This window comes from Micrococcus sp. HG099, from assembly GCF_024723355.1.
Lineage (GTDB): Bacteria > Actinomycetota > Actinomycetes > Actinomycetales > Micrococcaceae > Micrococcus > Micrococcus endophyticus.
The window spans coordinates 1-13871 of the sequence record NZ_JANQCJ010000054.1; the positions used below are offsets into that span (position 1 = coordinate 1).

13 protein-coding genes are annotated in these 13871 nt (G+C 73.9%); 3 read left to right on the plus strand and 10 right to left on the minus strand.

What is annotated here, in order from left to right; all coding sequences use genetic code 11:
* Window positions 1-221 precede the first annotated feature (221 nt).
* The 3 genes from NWP10_RS06400 (at window position 222) to NWP10_RS06410 (ending at window position 3340) form a co-directional block, all read left to right on the plus strand.
* A complete protein-coding gene (locus tag NWP10_RS06400; RefSeq protein ID WP_017489649.1) occupies window positions 222-1682 on the plus strand; it encodes an LLM class flavin-dependent oxidoreductase in 1461 nt (486 codons plus the stop codon).
* Window positions 1683-1781: 99 nt separating this feature from the next.
* The gene (locus NWP10_RS06405) at window positions 1782-2492 is read left to right on the plus strand and encodes a Tat (twin-arginine translocation) pathway signal sequence (protein ID WP_258300271.1); all 711 of its coding nucleotides are present in this window, start codon (window positions 1782-1784) and stop codon (window positions 2490-2492) included.
* A complete protein-coding gene (locus tag NWP10_RS06410) occupies window positions 2492-3340 on the plus strand; it encodes a hypothetical protein (RefSeq protein ID WP_258300272.1) in 849 nt (282 codons plus the stop codon). Before NWP10_RS06405 ends, NWP10_RS06410 begins: the two co-directional genes overlap by 1 nt.
* A gap of 69 nt (window positions 3341-3409) precedes the next feature.
* Here NWP10_RS06410 and NWP10_RS06415 read toward each other — a convergent pair whose 3' ends face one another.
* The 10 genes from NWP10_RS06415 to NWP10_RS06460 all read right to left on the minus strand — a co-directional run bounded on the left by NWP10_RS06415 (window position 3410) and on the right by NWP10_RS06460 (window position 13595).
* Window positions 3410-3790: a YtxH domain-containing protein gene (locus tag NWP10_RS06415; RefSeq protein ID WP_158493581.1), complete on the minus strand. Its 381-nt coding sequence runs from the start codon at window positions 3788-3790 to the stop codon at window positions 3410-3412.
* A gap of 199 nt (window positions 3791-3989) precedes the next feature.
* On the minus strand, window positions 3990-4784 hold the full coding sequence (locus tag NWP10_RS06420) for an anti-sigma factor (RefSeq protein WP_258300273.1): 795 nt from the start codon (window positions 4782-4784) through the stop codon (window positions 3990-3992).
* Window positions 4777-5334, minus strand: a complete 558-nt coding sequence (locus tag NWP10_RS06425; protein ID WP_258300274.1) for an RNA polymerase sigma factor — start codon at window positions 5332-5334, stop codon at window positions 4777-4779. Before NWP10_RS06425 ends, NWP10_RS06420 begins: the two co-directional genes overlap by 8 nt.
* A 40-nt stretch (window positions 5335-5374) precedes the next feature.
* A complete protein-coding gene (locus tag NWP10_RS06430; protein ID WP_258300275.1) occupies window positions 5375-6091 on the minus strand; it encodes a class F sortase in 717 nt (238 codons plus the stop codon).
* On the minus strand, window positions 6084-6899 hold the full coding sequence (locus tag NWP10_RS06435; protein WP_258300276.1) for a DUF4397 domain-containing protein: 816 nt from the start codon (window positions 6897-6899) through the stop codon (window positions 6084-6086). The genes NWP10_RS06430 and NWP10_RS06435 overlap by 8 nt, the downstream gene beginning before the upstream one ends.
* A 219-nt stretch (window positions 6900-7118) precedes the next feature.
* Window positions 7119-9425 carry a phosphoribosylformylglycinamidine synthase subunit PurL gene (purL, locus tag NWP10_RS06440; protein WP_258300277.1) on the minus strand — a complete coding sequence of 769 codons (2307 nt, stop codon included), beginning with the start codon at window positions 9423-9425 and terminating at the stop codon, window positions 7119-7121.
* A complete protein-coding gene (gene purQ, locus NWP10_RS06445) occupies window positions 9422-10216 on the minus strand; it encodes a phosphoribosylformylglycinamidine synthase subunit PurQ (protein ID WP_017488761.1) in 795 nt (264 codons plus the stop codon). Before purQ ends, purL begins: the two co-directional genes overlap by 4 nt.
* Window positions 10213-10479 carry a phosphoribosylformylglycinamidine synthase subunit PurS gene (purS, locus tag NWP10_RS06450; protein WP_017488760.1) on the minus strand — a complete coding sequence of 89 codons (267 nt, stop codon included), beginning with the start codon at window positions 10477-10479 and terminating at the stop codon, window positions 10213-10215. Before purS ends, purQ begins: the two co-directional genes overlap by 4 nt.
* Before the next feature lie 259 nt (window positions 10480-10738).
* Window positions 10739-11887, minus strand: coding sequence for a hypothetical protein (locus NWP10_RS06455; RefSeq protein WP_258300278.1), 1149 nt, complete (start codon window positions 11885-11887; stop codon window positions 10739-10741).
* A gap of 196 nt (window positions 11888-12083) precedes the next feature.
* Entirely contained in the window at window positions 12084-13595 is a 1512-nt protein-coding gene (locus NWP10_RS06460; protein ID WP_258300279.1) for an MFS transporter, read from the minus strand.
* Window positions 13596-13871: the final 276 nt, after the last annotated feature.

Consider the following 13871-nt stretch of genomic DNA (forward strand, 5'->3'; position numbering starts at 1 on the left):
GTCCTGAGCCCTCTGACCTCCGACAAGTCACCCGAAACGCGCCCCCGCACGCGGGCCGGCAACACGGCGTCACACGACAGCGGCCGGTCGCCCCCGGCGGTGCCGGCTCGGCCGGGTGTGACGTCGCCGAGGACGCACCCGGTCGGGGATTCGGCCCGCGTCCGGCCGCGGGGATGGACTGGGGGCCAGGACCCTTCCCCCTCGAACGTCAGGAGCCACCCATGGCAGAGCACCCCGCCGCCCGCCCCGAGCAGGACGCCACCACCTCCACATCCGCCGCCACCTTCACGTCCCCCGCCTCCCGCGCGGGCCGCGAGCTGCTGTTCAACGCGTTCGACATGAACTGCGTGGCCCACCAGTCGCCGGGCCTGTGGCGTCACCCGGAGGACCGCGCCCGGGACTACAACACCCTCGGCTACTGGACGCACCTGGCGCAGACGCTCGAGAAGGGCCTGTTCGACGGACTGTTCATCGCCGACGTCCTCGGCCCCTACTCGGTCTACGGCGGCACCGCGGAGGCGGCGATCCGCTCGGGCGCCCAGACCCCGGTCAACGACCCGTTCCTCCTGGTCTCCGCGATGGCCGCCGTCACCGGGCACCTGGGCTTCGGCGTCACGGCCGGCACCGCATACGAGCACCCGTACCCGTTCGCCCGCCGCCTGGCCACGCTCGACCACCTCACGGGCGGCCGCGTCGGCTGGAACGTGGTGACCGGCTACCTGCCCTCGGCCGCGCAGAACATGGGCCAGGACGACCAGATGGAGCACGACGAGCGCTACGAGCACGCGGACGAGTACCTCGACGTCGTCTACAAGCTGCTCGAGGGCTCGTGGGAGGACGACGCCGTCCGCTACGACAAGGAGACCGGCGTCTTCGCGGACCCGGCGAAGGTCCATGACATCCGCCACGAGGGCCGGTACTTCAAGGTCCCCGGCGCCGCCGTCACCGAGCCGTCCCCGCAGCGCACCCCCGTGATCTACCAGGCCGGCGCCTCGACGCGCGGCCGCGCCTTCGCCGGCAAGCACGCCGAGGCCGTGTTCATCAACTCCCCCACGAAGGAGCTGACGGCCGCCACCGTGAAGAAGATCCGCCAGGCCCTGGTGGACGCCGGCCGTGACCCGTACGACGTCAAGATCTTCGCGATGCAGACGATCGTCACCGGGGCCACCGACGAGGACGCGCGGGCCAAGTACGACGACCTGGCGCAGTACGTGGACCCGCTGGGCGGCCTCGTGCTCATGTCCGGCTGGATGGGCATCGACCTGTCCCAGTACGACCTGGACGAGCCGATCGGGGACGTGAAGTCGAACGCCATCCAGTCCGCCGTGGAGACCTTCCAGAAGGCCTCCGGCACGGACGAGGAGTGGACCGTGCGCAAGCTCGCCGAGTGGGTGGGCATCGGCGGCTTCGGCCCCGTGATCGTGGGCGGCGGCGAGTCCGCGGCCCGCCAGCTCGTCGAGTGGGCCGACGAGACCGACGTGGACGGCTACAACCTCGCCTACCACATCACCCCGGGCACCTTCGAGGACGTCGTGGAGTTCGTGGTCCCGGAGCTGCAGAAGCTCGGTCGCTACAAGACCGCGTACACGGACGGCACTCTGCGCCACAAGCTCTTCAGCCGCGGCGACCACCTGCCGGAGGGCCACCACGGCGCGTCCTTCGCCCTGCGCCGCCGGGGCTGACGACGGCGGCCCGCGGTCGGGCATGCCCAGCTCGGCTCGGTAGGGTGACCGGCAGTGGCCGCGGCGTCCTGCCGCGGCCGGCAGCCCCAGGAGGAGAACATGCAGCGCAGACGTGCCGTCCGCGCGGTCGGGCTCGGCGCCGCGGGCGTCCTGGCCCTGGCCGGGTGCGCCGCGGAGCCGCAGTCCGCGGGCGAGGCCTGGCAGCAGGCCCGCACCCAGCTGGACGAGGCCCAGACCGTGCGCCTCGAGACCGCCCACACCACCGGCCGTCAGGGCCCGAACACCGTCCGCTGGGATATCGCGGGCCGGCTCGACGGCTCCAACGGCGACGCGAAGGGCGTGATCCAGGCGGGTCACGAGTCCCACATGACCATGGAGACCCGCACCGTGGGGGAGGACTCCTACGTGCGGGTCAGCATTGACGGCGCCGACTTCGCGGACGACGTCCAGCTGGCGTACGCGGATCCGCAGTGGCACCGCACGCCCGCCGGGCAGGAGCAGGAGCGGCCCCTGAAGGAGCTGCTGGAGCAGATCGGCCTGCCGTCCGCCGACGCCCTCGAGGGCGCCGAGGTCCGCGCCGAGGAGGTCGGCTGGGCCGGCGAGACCGCCCACCGCTACGCGGTGCCCCAGGAGGTGGCCGCGGCCGCGATGGGCCAGGGCGACTCCACGCTGCTGCACTCCTTCACGGTGGACGACGACGGCGGCCTGCTGGCCCTCACCGTGGACGACGGCCGCGCCCTGCGCCAGTACGCCCTGAGCGACTGGAACGAGATCGACCCGGCCGAGGCGCCGGAGGAGGTGGCCGAGTGATGCCCCGCCAGAACCCGACCGGCCGCGCCCGCCGCGGCCTGCCCCTGGCCGCCCTCGGCGCCGCCGCGGCGCTGGTGCTCACCGGCTGCGGGGCCTCCGGCGAGGACGCGTCGGCCGCGTGGGACCGCGCCCGCACCCAGCTCGAGGAGACGGACTCGGTGCGCATGGTCACCGAGCTGCGCTCCGACGCCCCGCAGGCCGGCAACCGCACGCCCGAGTCCGTGGACCTCTCCGGCCCCGTGGACGGCTCGTCCATGCGGTACGTGAGCACGTACGAGGACGGGGACCTCATCACCCGGGACGAGTCCCGCGTGGTGGACGGCACCGCGTACTCGCGGTTCACGGTGGAGCGCCGCGGCGCGAGCGGCGAGGACCGCCCCGCCTACGTGGAGCGCTGGACCGCCGCCCCGCACACGGGCGACCCGCGGGCCACGGGGATGGGCGCCATGGTGTCCTCCCTGCTGGGCTCGCTGCCCGAGTCGGGCGGCCTGGAGGACGTGGCCGTGGACGCGGACGGCATCCGCCGCAGCGGCCAGGACGCGGTGCGCTACGTCCTGGACGAGCCGCTCTCGGTGGCGGACGACGGCGTCGCGATGACCGCGTTCACCGTGTCCGAGGAGGACGGCCGCCTGCTCACCGTGGAGACCGAGTCCGCGGGCACGAAGGCCGTGGTGACGGTCTCCGAGATGGGCGACGTGGAGCCGCTGCAGGCCCCGCCGTCCGACGAGGTGCTCCCGCAGCAGCAGGGCCAGGGCGCCCCGGGCGCCGTGCCTCCGGGCGGCGCCCCGCAGGACGGCACCGCACCGGGTGCCGCCCCGGCCGAGCCGGTCCCGCCGACCGACGGCTGAGCCCCCCACGACGACGGCGGCCCGCCCCCCCGGTGAAGGGGAGGCGGGCCGCGGTGCGTGCGGGGAGGGTCAGCGGGTCTGCGGGCCCTCGTCGCCCAGGGGGGTGGACGGGTCCGACACGATGTCCGGGTCGGCGCCGTGCGCGGAGGCGGTGGTGGTGTTCTCGTTGTTGGACTCGGTCACGCGGTCGTCGCGGACCTGGTCCTTGGAGCCGTTCTTGTTCATGGTGTCCTCCACCTTCGCCGTGGCCTTCTGGACCTGCTCGGAGTTCTTCACGTCAGCGAACTTCTGCTGCGCGGTCTCCTGCAGGTTGCCGACCTTCTGCTGGGTCTTCGGGTCGTTCCAGAACTTCTGGGCGTTCTGGGACATCTTCTCGAGGTTGCGGCGGCCCTCGGCGGAGCCGAGGAGGTAGCCGAGTGCGGCGCCGAGGCCCAGGGTGATGAGGCGCATGGTGTTGTCTCCTTTGTGTGACGGTGACCGCGGCGGCCGCGTTGTGCGGGCCGTGCGGCGCGCGTTCGCGCTGTTCTCGAGACACTTTCGTCACCCACGGGCGCCGAGTCAACGTGCGAGGTGCGCGACCGGGTCGTTCCGGGCGGCGGTCGGCGTTGACCGGGCGCGGGCCGGGGTGCTTCCGGCGATCCTCGGCCCGTCAGGAGCGCTCGGTCATGGCGCCGGCCCACAGCGTGGTGCCGGAGTGGGTGGGGTCACCGTCGAAGTGCTCGTGGGAGACGTCCACCACCGGGTAGCGGGAGAAGTCGATGCCCTCGGGGACGCGCAGCGTCGTGGAGGTGGATGAGATCGTGCCCAGGGAGATGAGCCGGCTGGCGTCGGCGTCGCGCAGCCACACCTCGTAGTAGCCTGCCGCCGCGTCCGGCACCTCGGGCACGTCCACCGTGAGCTCGAGGGAGCCGTCCGGCTCGCGGGTCATCTTGGCGCTGGCCGTGGTGCCCGTGGCGGCGACGGGGTCCATCTCGGCGTCGCCGATGACCTGGGGTTCAGCGACCGGTCCCGTCTCAGGCGCCTCGGAAGGTTGGAGGTTCAGCCAGACGGCGCCCCCGCCCACCAGCAGGCCCGCGACCGCCGCGGCGGCCGGCACCCACCACCGGGCTCCGGCTCCGCCCCGGCGACGGCTCCGGTGGGCGTCGAGGTCGGCGACGGTCGCAGGAGTGGCGGCAAGATCCCCCTCCGCCTCGATCGCGGCGGCCACCTTCTCCCACAGTCCGTGCGGAGGCTCCACCAGCAGCGGTTCGGCGCGCAGGGCCTCGATCACCCGCAGCGTGTCCCGCAGGTCGGCGCGCTCGCGCAGTGTGAGGGAGGTGACCCCGCGGGCGTGCAGGGCCTCGTCCAGATCCTCGGGGCGCGCACCGCCCTCGGCGAGCGCGGACACCAGGGCGTCGAAGGCGTCGTCGGAGAGCGCGCCGCGCGCGGAGTCCATGTCAGGCATCGTGCACCTCCTCGGTCCGGGTCATCGTGACCCGCAGCGCCGCGAGGCCTCGATGGATGTGTGACTTCACCGTGCCGAGCGGCATCTGCATCCGCTCCGCGATCTCCTTCTGCGGCAGGTCTTTGTGGAAGGCCAGCCGGAGGATCTCGTCCTGGGGTGGACCGAGCCGGTCCAGGGCGTCGTGGACGACGATCCTGTCCACGACCTCGTCGCTCACCGGGGTCAACGCCGCGCGGACTCCGCCACCACGGACCGCCTCCGCGGCCGCGCGGTCCCGTTCCCGCCCCCGGGCGGCGTGCTCGTCGGCGATGACGCGCCGGGTGATCCCCGTCAGCCAGGCGCCCAGGGGTCGGCGCGGGTCGTAGGTGTCACGGGAGCGCCACGCCCGCGTGAACACCTGCTGGGCCGCGTCCTCCGCATCCTCACGGTGGCGCAGGCCCACCATGCACAGGGAGAACACCATGCGGGCGTGCTCGGCGTAGACGTCCGCCATCGCGTCGGCGTGGCCGGCGGCGAACCGGTGCGCCAGTTCGGAGAGGTCGGTGCTCACATCGTCCTCCTCCGGTGTGCCGTGCGGACCACAGTAGCGGTCAGTCCGCGGGCAGGGCCACCACGACGACGTTTTCGTCGTAGGCGCCGAGCTCCTCGATCCACTCGCCGCCGCAGGTGACGAGCACCAGCTGCTCGGGCCCCTGGCGGGTCACGTACGGCAGCCAGTCGAGGGTGGCCTTCTGCAGGTGCTCCACCCGCGCCACGCGGTAGGGGTGTGCTGTCCCGGCGGCGTCCACCACCTGCAGCTCGTCGCCGATGCGGGCCTCGTCCAGGTGGTACAGGGCGCCGCGGTCCTGGTGGACCGTGTTGACGTGGGCGGCCAGCAGGGTGCTGCCGACGCCGCGGTCCGGGACGGACCCGAACCGGTACCACCCGGCCACGTCGGCGTCGTCGGGGATCTGCATCTCTCCGCCGTCGGCCATGCCCACAGACTCCACGGCCATGTCCACGCCGAGCGCGGGGTAGTTCAAGCGCGTGGGAGGAATCGGCGCCTGGACGGGGCGCGGCGTGGCCTGGCGGACGGGCACCGGTCTCCGCCCTGAGACGTCGCGCGCCCCGACCTCCCCCTCGTCCGAGACCGCGGTGGCGGCGTCGGACGGGCGGGAGGTGGCGGACGGACCGGCCGACTCGGCCAAGATGGCGGCGCCGGGGGCGGTGCAGCCCGTCGTCACCGCGGCGAGGCCCACGGCCAGGGCGACGGCGGCCGTTGCCCTGGCCGTGGTACGCCGGGTGGCGGCGGAGAGCCGATCAGGCACGGACGGCGGCCTTGCGACGGACGGCCATCGCCCCGCCCGCCAGGAGCGCCAGGGCGGCGACGCCGGCCCCGGCGTACAGCGCGGTGTCGTCCTGGGCGGCCGGAGCCATGCCCGCATGCACGTTCTCCGGAGCGGACTGCAGGCCCTCCACGGTCTGCGTGGCCAGGGCCAGCGTCTCGTCGGCGGCGGAGCCCCAGGCGTACACGACCGTGTTGACGCCCTCGGCGACCTCGACGTCGGCGGGGCCGATGACCGGGTCGGTCGTCCCGGCCACCGAGACGGCGGCCTCGAGGGTGGCGGCGGGCAGCTCCAGGGCCGCCTCGTCCGGGTTCGCCAGGCCGGGGACGGCCACGGCGCCGTCGGCCCACACGTCCACGGCCGGGGCGGCGGCGATGTGACGCACGGTGAGACGGCCCTCCCCCGCAGCGACCGGAGTGGTGTCGTTCTCGAACGCGGTCACGGTGGGGGCGCCCTGGGCGTCGAGATGGGCGGCGGCCGTGTAGTCGCCGCCACCGGCCAGGGTGAGGTCCACCGGGCCGAGCACGGGCGCGGAGTCGTCCTCGGCATCACCGGCGGTGATGGCCACCTCGTAATCACCCGCGGGCAGCTCGAGCGGGCCGGCCAGGGAGCCCGGGGTGAAGTCGTCGAGGGTGAGCTCGCCGTCCACATACACGTCCACGGTCAGGTCCGGGACCCCGTGGAGGACGGACAGCGTTGCCGTGTCGCCCTCCTGGGCGGCGGCGGCGAGCGGGGCCACGAGGGCCAGGCCGATGGCGGCGGTGACGGCGGTGGGGAGGGTCTTGCGCATGGTGTCGTCCTTTCAGAGTGCCCGGATGGGCCGTGAGGCGTGGGCATCCTTCGTGCTCACACCTGTACTACCGGCGTCACGTTCGAAAGGTTGCACTCGATGCGAAGAAATTTTCGCCGCTTCGTCCCAGCACGAAGCCGGCCCGCCCGGAAGACCGGACGGGCCGACGTCGTGCTTCCAGGGGCGCGGGCCGCCGTACTACCGCCCCGCGCCCCAGGCTCAGCCGAAGTGCTTCGGCAGGGTGGCCTCCCAGCCCTCGCGCAGCTCCGCGATCGGCAGGGTGAAGGCGTCCTGGACCTCGAGCGCCGCGGAGTCCGCGTCCACCACGCCGATCCGCGTGACGGTGTAGCCGCGGGCCGTGGTCATGTCCGTGAAGCGGACCTCCTCGGTGCGCGGCACGGCCACGACGGCGCGGGCCTGCGTCTCCGAGAACAGGGCGGTGAACAGGTCCACGCCGTCGCGGCGCAGCACCTCGTCCAGCACCACGCGGGCGCCCACGCCGTGGCGCAGCACCATCTCGGACAGGGTGGCCGCGAGGCCGCCGCCCGAGACGTCGTGCGCGGCGTCGATCATGCCGTCGCGGGACATGTTCACCAGCAGCTCGCCGAGCAGGCGCTCCTTGGCCAGGTCCACCTTCGGGGGCACGCCGCCGAGGTGGCCGCGCAGACGCGCGAACTCGGAGCCGTCCAGCTCGTCCGCGGTCTCGCCCAGCAGGTAGATCGCCTGGCCGTCCGCGTCCGGGGCGAAGCCGGAGGGGGTGCGGCGCAGCACGTCGTCCAGCTGGCCCAGCACCGCCACCGTGGGGGTGGGGTGGATCGGGGTGGCGCCGGTCTGGTTGTACAGGGAGACGTTGCCGCCGGTCACCGGGATGCCCAGGACCTGGCAGCCGTCGGCGAGGCCGCGCACGGCCTCGGCGAACTGCCACATCACGTCCGGGTCCTCGGGGGAGCCGAAGTTCAGGCAGTCGGAGACGGCCAGCGGCACGGCGCCCGCGGTGGTGACGTTGCGGTACGCCTCGGCCAGGGAGGCCTGGGCGCCCGTGTACGGGTCCAGGTAGGTGAACCGGTCGTTGCAGTCCGTGGCCAGGGCCACGCCCATGCCGGTCTCCTCGTCCACGCGCACCACGCCGGCGTCGTCCGGGGCGGCCATGGCGGTGTTGCCGCGCACGTAGCGGTCGTACTGGCGGGTGATCCAGGAGGTGTCCGCGAGGTTCGGGGAGCTCATCAGCTCCACGACGGCGGCGCGCAGCTCCTCGCCCGTGGCCGGCAGGTCGGCCCCGGCCTCGGAGGAGCGGAACGTGTCCGCCTGGACGCGGTCCTGCCACTCGGGGCGGGCGTACGGGCGCTCGTAGACCGGGCCGTCGTGGGCCACGGTGCGCGGGTCGACGTCGACGATGACCTCGCCGTCCCAGGTGATGACGAGGCGGCCGTCGCCCGTGACCTCGCCCAGCCAGGAGTACTCGACGTCCCACTTGGCCATGACGGCCTCGAACGCGGCCACGTTGTCCGGGGTCACCACGGCCATCATGCGCTCCTGCGACTCGGACATGAGGATCTCGCCCGGGGTCAGCGTGGAGTCGCGCAGCAGCACGTCGGTGAGCTCCACGCGCATGCCGCCCTCGCCGTTGGAGGCGAGCTCGGAGGTGGCGCAGGAGATGCCGGCGGCGCCGAGGTCCTGGATGCCCTCGACGAGGGAGTCGCGGAACAGCTCGAGGCAGCACTCGATGAGCACCTTTTCGGAGAAGGGGTCGCCGACCTGCACCGAGGGGCGCTTGGCGGGCTTGCCGTCGCCGTCGAAGGACTCGGAGGCCAGCACGGAGGCGCCGCCGATGCCGTCACCGCCGGTGCGGGCGCCGAACAGGACCACCTTGTTGCCCACGCCGGAGGCGTTGGCCAGGCGCAGGTCCTCGTGCTTGAGCACGCCCACGGCGAGGGCGTTGACGAGCGGGTTGCCCTGGTAGATCGGGTCGAAGCGGGTCTCGCCGCCGATGTTCGGCAGGCCCAGGGAGTTGCCGTAGCCGCCGATGCCGGCCACCACGCCGTGGAACACGCGGGCGGTGTCCGGGTGGTCGATCGCGCCGAAGCGCAGCGGGTCCATCACAGCCACCGGGCGGGCGCCCATGGAGATGATGTCGCGCACGATGCCGCCGATCCCCGTGGCCGCGCCCTGATAGGGCTCCACGTAGGAGGGCGAGTTGTGGGACTCGACCTTGAACGTCACGGCCCAGCCGTCACCGAGGTCGGTCACACCGGCGTTCTCGCCGATGCCCACCATCATGTGCTGCTTCATCTCGTCGGTGAGCTTCTCGCCGAACTGGCGCAGGTGCACCTTCGAGGACTTGTACGAGCAGTGCTCGGACCACATGACCGAGTACATGGCCAGCTCGGCCGCGGTGGGGCGGCGGCCGAGGATCTTCTTGATCTCGGCGTACTCGTTCTCCTTCAGGCCCAGCTCGGCCCAGGGCTGCTCGACGTCCGGCGTCGCCTGGGCGTCCGCGACCGTCTCGATGTTGAACTGCTGGCTCATGCATGGCCTCCACGGCTGGCGAGGGTGGTCAGGACGGAGGTGAAGAAGCCGAGGCCGTCCACGCCGGAGCGGGGGCCGGCGGCGGTGTCCGGGCCGAAGCCCGGCTCCACGGCGTGCTCCGGGTGCGGCATCAGGCCGACGACGTTGCCGGCCGGGTTCGCGATGCCCGCGATGTCCCGACGCGAGCCGTTCGGGTTCCAGCCCTGATAGCGGAACACCACGCGGCCCTCGGCCTCGAGGGCGTCGAGGGTCTTCTCGTCCGCCACGTACTGGCCGTCCTGGTTCTTCAGGGGCACGGTGATGGTCTGACCCTGCTCGAAGTCGCGGGTCCACACGGTGTCCGTGTTCTCCACGACCAGCTCCTGGTCGCGACAGATGAAGTGCAGGTGGTCGTTCTTGATCATCGAGCCCGGCAGCAGGTGCGACTCGGTGAGGATCTGGAAGCCGTTGCAGATGCCGAGCACCGGCAGGCCGTCCGCGTCGCCCTCGGGGCCGCCGGCCGCCGTCGCCACCGCGTCCATCATGGGGGCGAAGCGCGCGATCGCGCCGGCGCGCAGGTAGTCGCCGTAGGAGAAGCCGCCCGGGATCACGACGGCGTCCACGCCGGCGAGCGTCCGCTGCGGGTCCGCGTCGGCGTGCCACAGGGAGACGGGCTCGGCGCCGGTGAGGCGGACGGCGCGCAGCGCGTCCACGTCGTCCAGGGTGCCGGGGAAGGTGATGACGCCGATGCGCGCGCCGCTGAGCGGCGTCGTCGGCGTCGAGTAGTCGCCGATGAGGGGGAGCTCGGTCATCGGGCGCCCTCGGCCTCGTCCAGGACGGCCACATTCACGACGTCCTCGATGACGGGGTTGGACAGCATCTCCTCGGCGGCCCGGCGGGCCTGGTCGAGGACGGCGTCGGTGACCTCGCCCTCCACGGTGAGCTCGAAGCGCTTGCCCTGGCGGACCTGGCTGAACTCGGTGAAGCCGAGGCGGGGCAGGGCCCCGTTGATCGCCTTGCCCTGGGGGTCCAGGATCTCGGGCTTGGGCATGACGTCGACGACGATGATGGGCATGAACGCGCTCCTGAGTGCGGGACGATGCCGCGGAGCATGACGGGGCCGGTGCCGTCTCACGCCCCGGTCCGGGGCGCTCCGCGTGCTTGCCGGTCCAGTCTACTCGGGGCGCGCTGGTGTCCTCCCGCCTGTCTCCTTCCTGCAGGATCGACGGTTTCGGCTGGGATCGACGGAACGCCCGTCGATCCGGGCCGAAACCGTCGATCCCGTCAGGGCGCGGCGGGCGTGGATGCCGGAGGGGAGGGCCGACGTCGGCCGCTCACCTCCGCCGAGGCACCCCGGCGCGCACCAGCTCGGCCTCGAGCCCGGCCGGCTCCCGCAGGTCGGCCCATGTCCAGCGGGCGACGTCGCGGCAGACCCGCCGCAGGGCGACCTCCCGCTCCTTCTCCCGCGTGATCGCCTGCCGCCGCTCGGCCGCGGAGGCGTGGAGGTCCACGTCGTACTTGCCGATCCCGTCGAACTCGCCCACCACGTCCACCTCCTCCCACCAGAAGTCCGTCCGGCCGATCGCCCGCCCGTCCCGGCCGAACACCGTGCGCTGCAGGCGCGGCGCGGCGAAGCCGAGCTCGTGGATGAGCGCGCGCGAGAGGGACTCGCCGGCCGACTCCGCCCGGGGGTCCGAGAAGCCCCACGCCCGCTCGAACCGCTCCCGGGCGGCCCGCGTGGGGAGCCGGTCCGCGTGCTGCTCGGCCCACGCGGCGGACGGCCCGGGGAGCCGCCGACGCAGCCCGTCCAGCGGGACCACGGCCTCCCGGAACACGGGTCCGGATCCGAGGGCGAGCTGCACCGTGGGCAGCGCGTCCACGGTGACGGGGCCCAGGAGCGTGCCGTCGCTCAGCGCCGCCTCGACCGTGACGGGCGGCAGCGGGGCCGGCGGCCGTGCCTCGCCCTCGGGCCCGCCGGAGGCGGGGCGACGACGTCGCAGCTCGCCGCCGTCGTCGACCGGCGCCTGCACGCCGTTCCAGGTCCACCGCACGGCGGGCGGAGCCGGGAGCCGGCGCCCCCGGGCGTCGGCGAGGTCCGAGAACGCGGAGGCCGCCAATGGTCGACGAGCCCGGTGCCCCGGGGCGGGGGAGCGGAGCCGGATCTCCGGGGGCGTCTGCGCCAGCGGCAGACCGTGCAGGTGGGCCGCCGTCGTGCCCGTGAAGCGAGCGGCGGGGTGGAGCAGCGCGTAGCCGGCGCAGGCCAGGGTGTACCGGTCCCACGGGGCCAGCGCGCACCAGTGCGCGAGCGGGACGTACAGGCCCGCGCCCAGCCGGACGAGGACCCCCTGCGCCCACAGCCGGGCCAGCGCCTTCCTCGCGCGGGTCGGCGCTCCGGGCGCGGCGCGCAGGAGCGGACCGTGCCCGGGCAGCAGGTGCCCGTCGTGGCGGAGGGGTGCGAGGCGGGGGTCCGGGGCGTCGTCCATGCCCTCAGCGTGGCCCGGGCGGCGGCGCCGAGGCGGAGGCTGTGGACAACCGTGCGACGGCTCTCCGCCGGCGCCCCCGCCCTGCCGCTGCGTCCGGCAGGATCGACGGTTTCGGCTCAGACCGACGGAACGCCCGTCGATCCGGACCGAAACCGTCGATCCGGTGGTCTGGGGTGAGACGACGACGGCGCCCCCGTCAGTCCTCCACCGCGCGCTCCACCCGGGCCTCGGAGCGCAGCCCGCGCCACGCGAGGAGGAGCGTCACGGCGGCCACGCCGATGCCGATCCCGGCCACGAGGTCCATGCCGGCCGTGAACGCGCCGTTCGCGACCTCGACCAGCCGTGCGCCGCCGTCGGGCAGGCCCTCCCCGATCCGGTGGGCGGCGGCGAGCGTCTGCGCGGCGGCCTCGGCGTCGGCCGCGCCCAGGCCCGGCAGCCCTGCCGCCTCCTGCACGCGGGCGGCGTAGACGGCCATGCCGGCGGTGCCGAGGACGGCGGTGCCCATCGCCCCGCCGAACTCGTAGCCGGTCTCCGAGATCGCGGCGGCCGCGCCGGCCCGCTCGGGCGGGGCGGCGGTGAGGATCACGTCGTTGGTGAGGGTCTCGGCCAGGCCCACGCCCACGCCGAACAGGCACGAGAGCACCACGAACGCGAGTAGGGGGGCGGCGCCGTCGAGCCGCGTGCCCGCCGCGAACCCGGCGATCACCAGGGCCAGACCCGTCAGGATCACCGTGCGCACCGCCACCACGCGCGCCAGCAGCGGGGCCAGCAGCGTCCCGACGACGGCGGCGGCCGCCAGCGGCAGCATCCACAGGCCCGCCTCGGCCGGGCCCATGCCCTGGACCAGCATGAGGAACTGCGGCAGGAAGAACATCAGGCCCATGAACGCGAACACGGAGATCACGTTGACGGACACCGCGGACGTGAAGGCGACGTTGCGGAACAGGGCGACGTCGATCATCGGGTGGGCCAGCCGCCGCTGGCGGGCGATGAACCAGGCCAGGGCCGTGGCGCCGACCACCAGGCCGGCCAGGGCCGTCCAGTCCGGGGACTTCGCGGCGGTCTTCAGCGCGTAGACCAGCCCCACGATGCCCGCGATGGACAGCACGGAGGAGAGCGGGTCGAACGGGCCGGGCGACGGGTCCCGGGACTCGGGGAGCAGGAACGGGGCGACCAGCAGGAAGACCGCCATGACGGGCACGTTCATCAGGAACACCGAGCCCCACCAGAACCGCTCGAGCAGGATCCCGCCCACCACGGGGCCCAGGGCCGCGCCGCCCGAGAACGCCATGGCCCACACCGCGATGGCCGTGCGGCGCTCCGCGCGGTCCGGGAAGATCGTGCGGATCAGCCCCAGCGTGGAGGGCATCAGGGTGGCCCCGCCCACGCCGAGCAGCGCGCGGGCGGCGATGAGCATCTCCGCCGAGGAGGCGAAGGCCGCCGCGAGGGACGCGGCCCCGAAGAGCGGCGCGCCGATCAGCAGGATCCGCCGACGCCCGATCCGGTCGCCCAGGGAGCCCATGAAGATCAGCAGGCCCGCGAGCAGGAACGAGTAGAGGTCGATGATCCACAGCAGCTGGCCCGAGGTGGGGTCCAGGTCCGCGGAGAGGGCGGGCACGGCGATGCCGAGCACGGACATGTCGATGGAGATCAGCAGCACGGGCAGGACGAGCACGGTCAGTGCGCTCCAGCGGCGAAGGGCGGACACGGGGCACCTCGGGACGGGGCGGGCAGGGGAGGGGTCGATCCTGGCACGACGTCGGCCGCCTCGCCCACCCGGGGCGGGTGCGGGCCCGTGCGGGGGTGCGGCGGGGGCTCCTCCGGGGCCCGTCGCTGGGCCGGCGCGTACCCTGACGCCATGAGCACGAAGCAGACCCGCATCTCCCCGATCAGCGGCGGCCGCCGCCCCGTCAGCCCCCTCGGCCCGGCCCTGCTGGCGGCCGCGGCCGGCGTCGTGCTGGCGGGCGTGCGCCGCATGCGCGCC

What these genes read in the sequence shown, in the direction of transcription:
- NWP10_RS06400 (WP_017489649.1), top strand. Translation starts at nt 222, where the DNA reads ATGGCAGAGCACCCCGCCGCCCGCCCCGAGCAGGACGCCACCACCTCC.
- NWP10_RS06405 (WP_258300271.1), top strand. Translation starts at nt 1,782, where the DNA reads ATGCAGCGCAGACGTGCCGTCCGCGCGGTCGGGCTCGGCGCCGCGGGC.
- NWP10_RS06410 (WP_258300272.1), top strand. Translation starts at nt 2,492, where the DNA reads ATGCCCCGCCAGAACCCGACCGGCCGCGCCCGCCGCGGCCTGCCCCTG.
- NWP10_RS06415 (WP_158493581.1), bottom strand. Translation starts at nt 3,790, where the DNA reads ATGCGCCTCATCACCCTGGGCCTCGGCGCCGCACTCGGCTACCTCCTC.
- NWP10_RS06420 (WP_258300273.1), bottom strand. Translation starts at nt 4,784, where the DNA reads ATGCCTGACATGGACTCCGCGCGCGGCGCGCTCTCCGACGACGCCTTC.
- NWP10_RS06435 (WP_258300276.1), bottom strand. Translation starts at nt 6,899, where the DNA reads ATGCGCAAGACCCTCCCCACCGCCGTCACCGCCGCCATCGGCCTGGCC.
- purL (WP_258300277.1), bottom strand. Translation starts at nt 9,425, where the DNA reads ATGAGCCAGCAGTTCAACATCGAGACGGTCGCGGACGCCCAGGCGACG.
- purQ (WP_017488761.1), bottom strand. Translation starts at nt 10,216, where the DNA reads ATGACCGAGCTCCCCCTCATCGGCGACTACTCGACGCCGACGACGCCG.
- purS (WP_017488760.1), bottom strand. Translation starts at nt 10,479, where the DNA reads ATGCCCATCATCGTCGTCGACGTCATGCCCAAGCCCGAGATCCTGGAC.
- NWP10_RS06455 (WP_258300278.1), bottom strand. Translation starts at nt 11,887, where the DNA reads ATGGACGACGCCCCGGACCCCCGCCTCGCACCCCTCCGCCACGACGGG.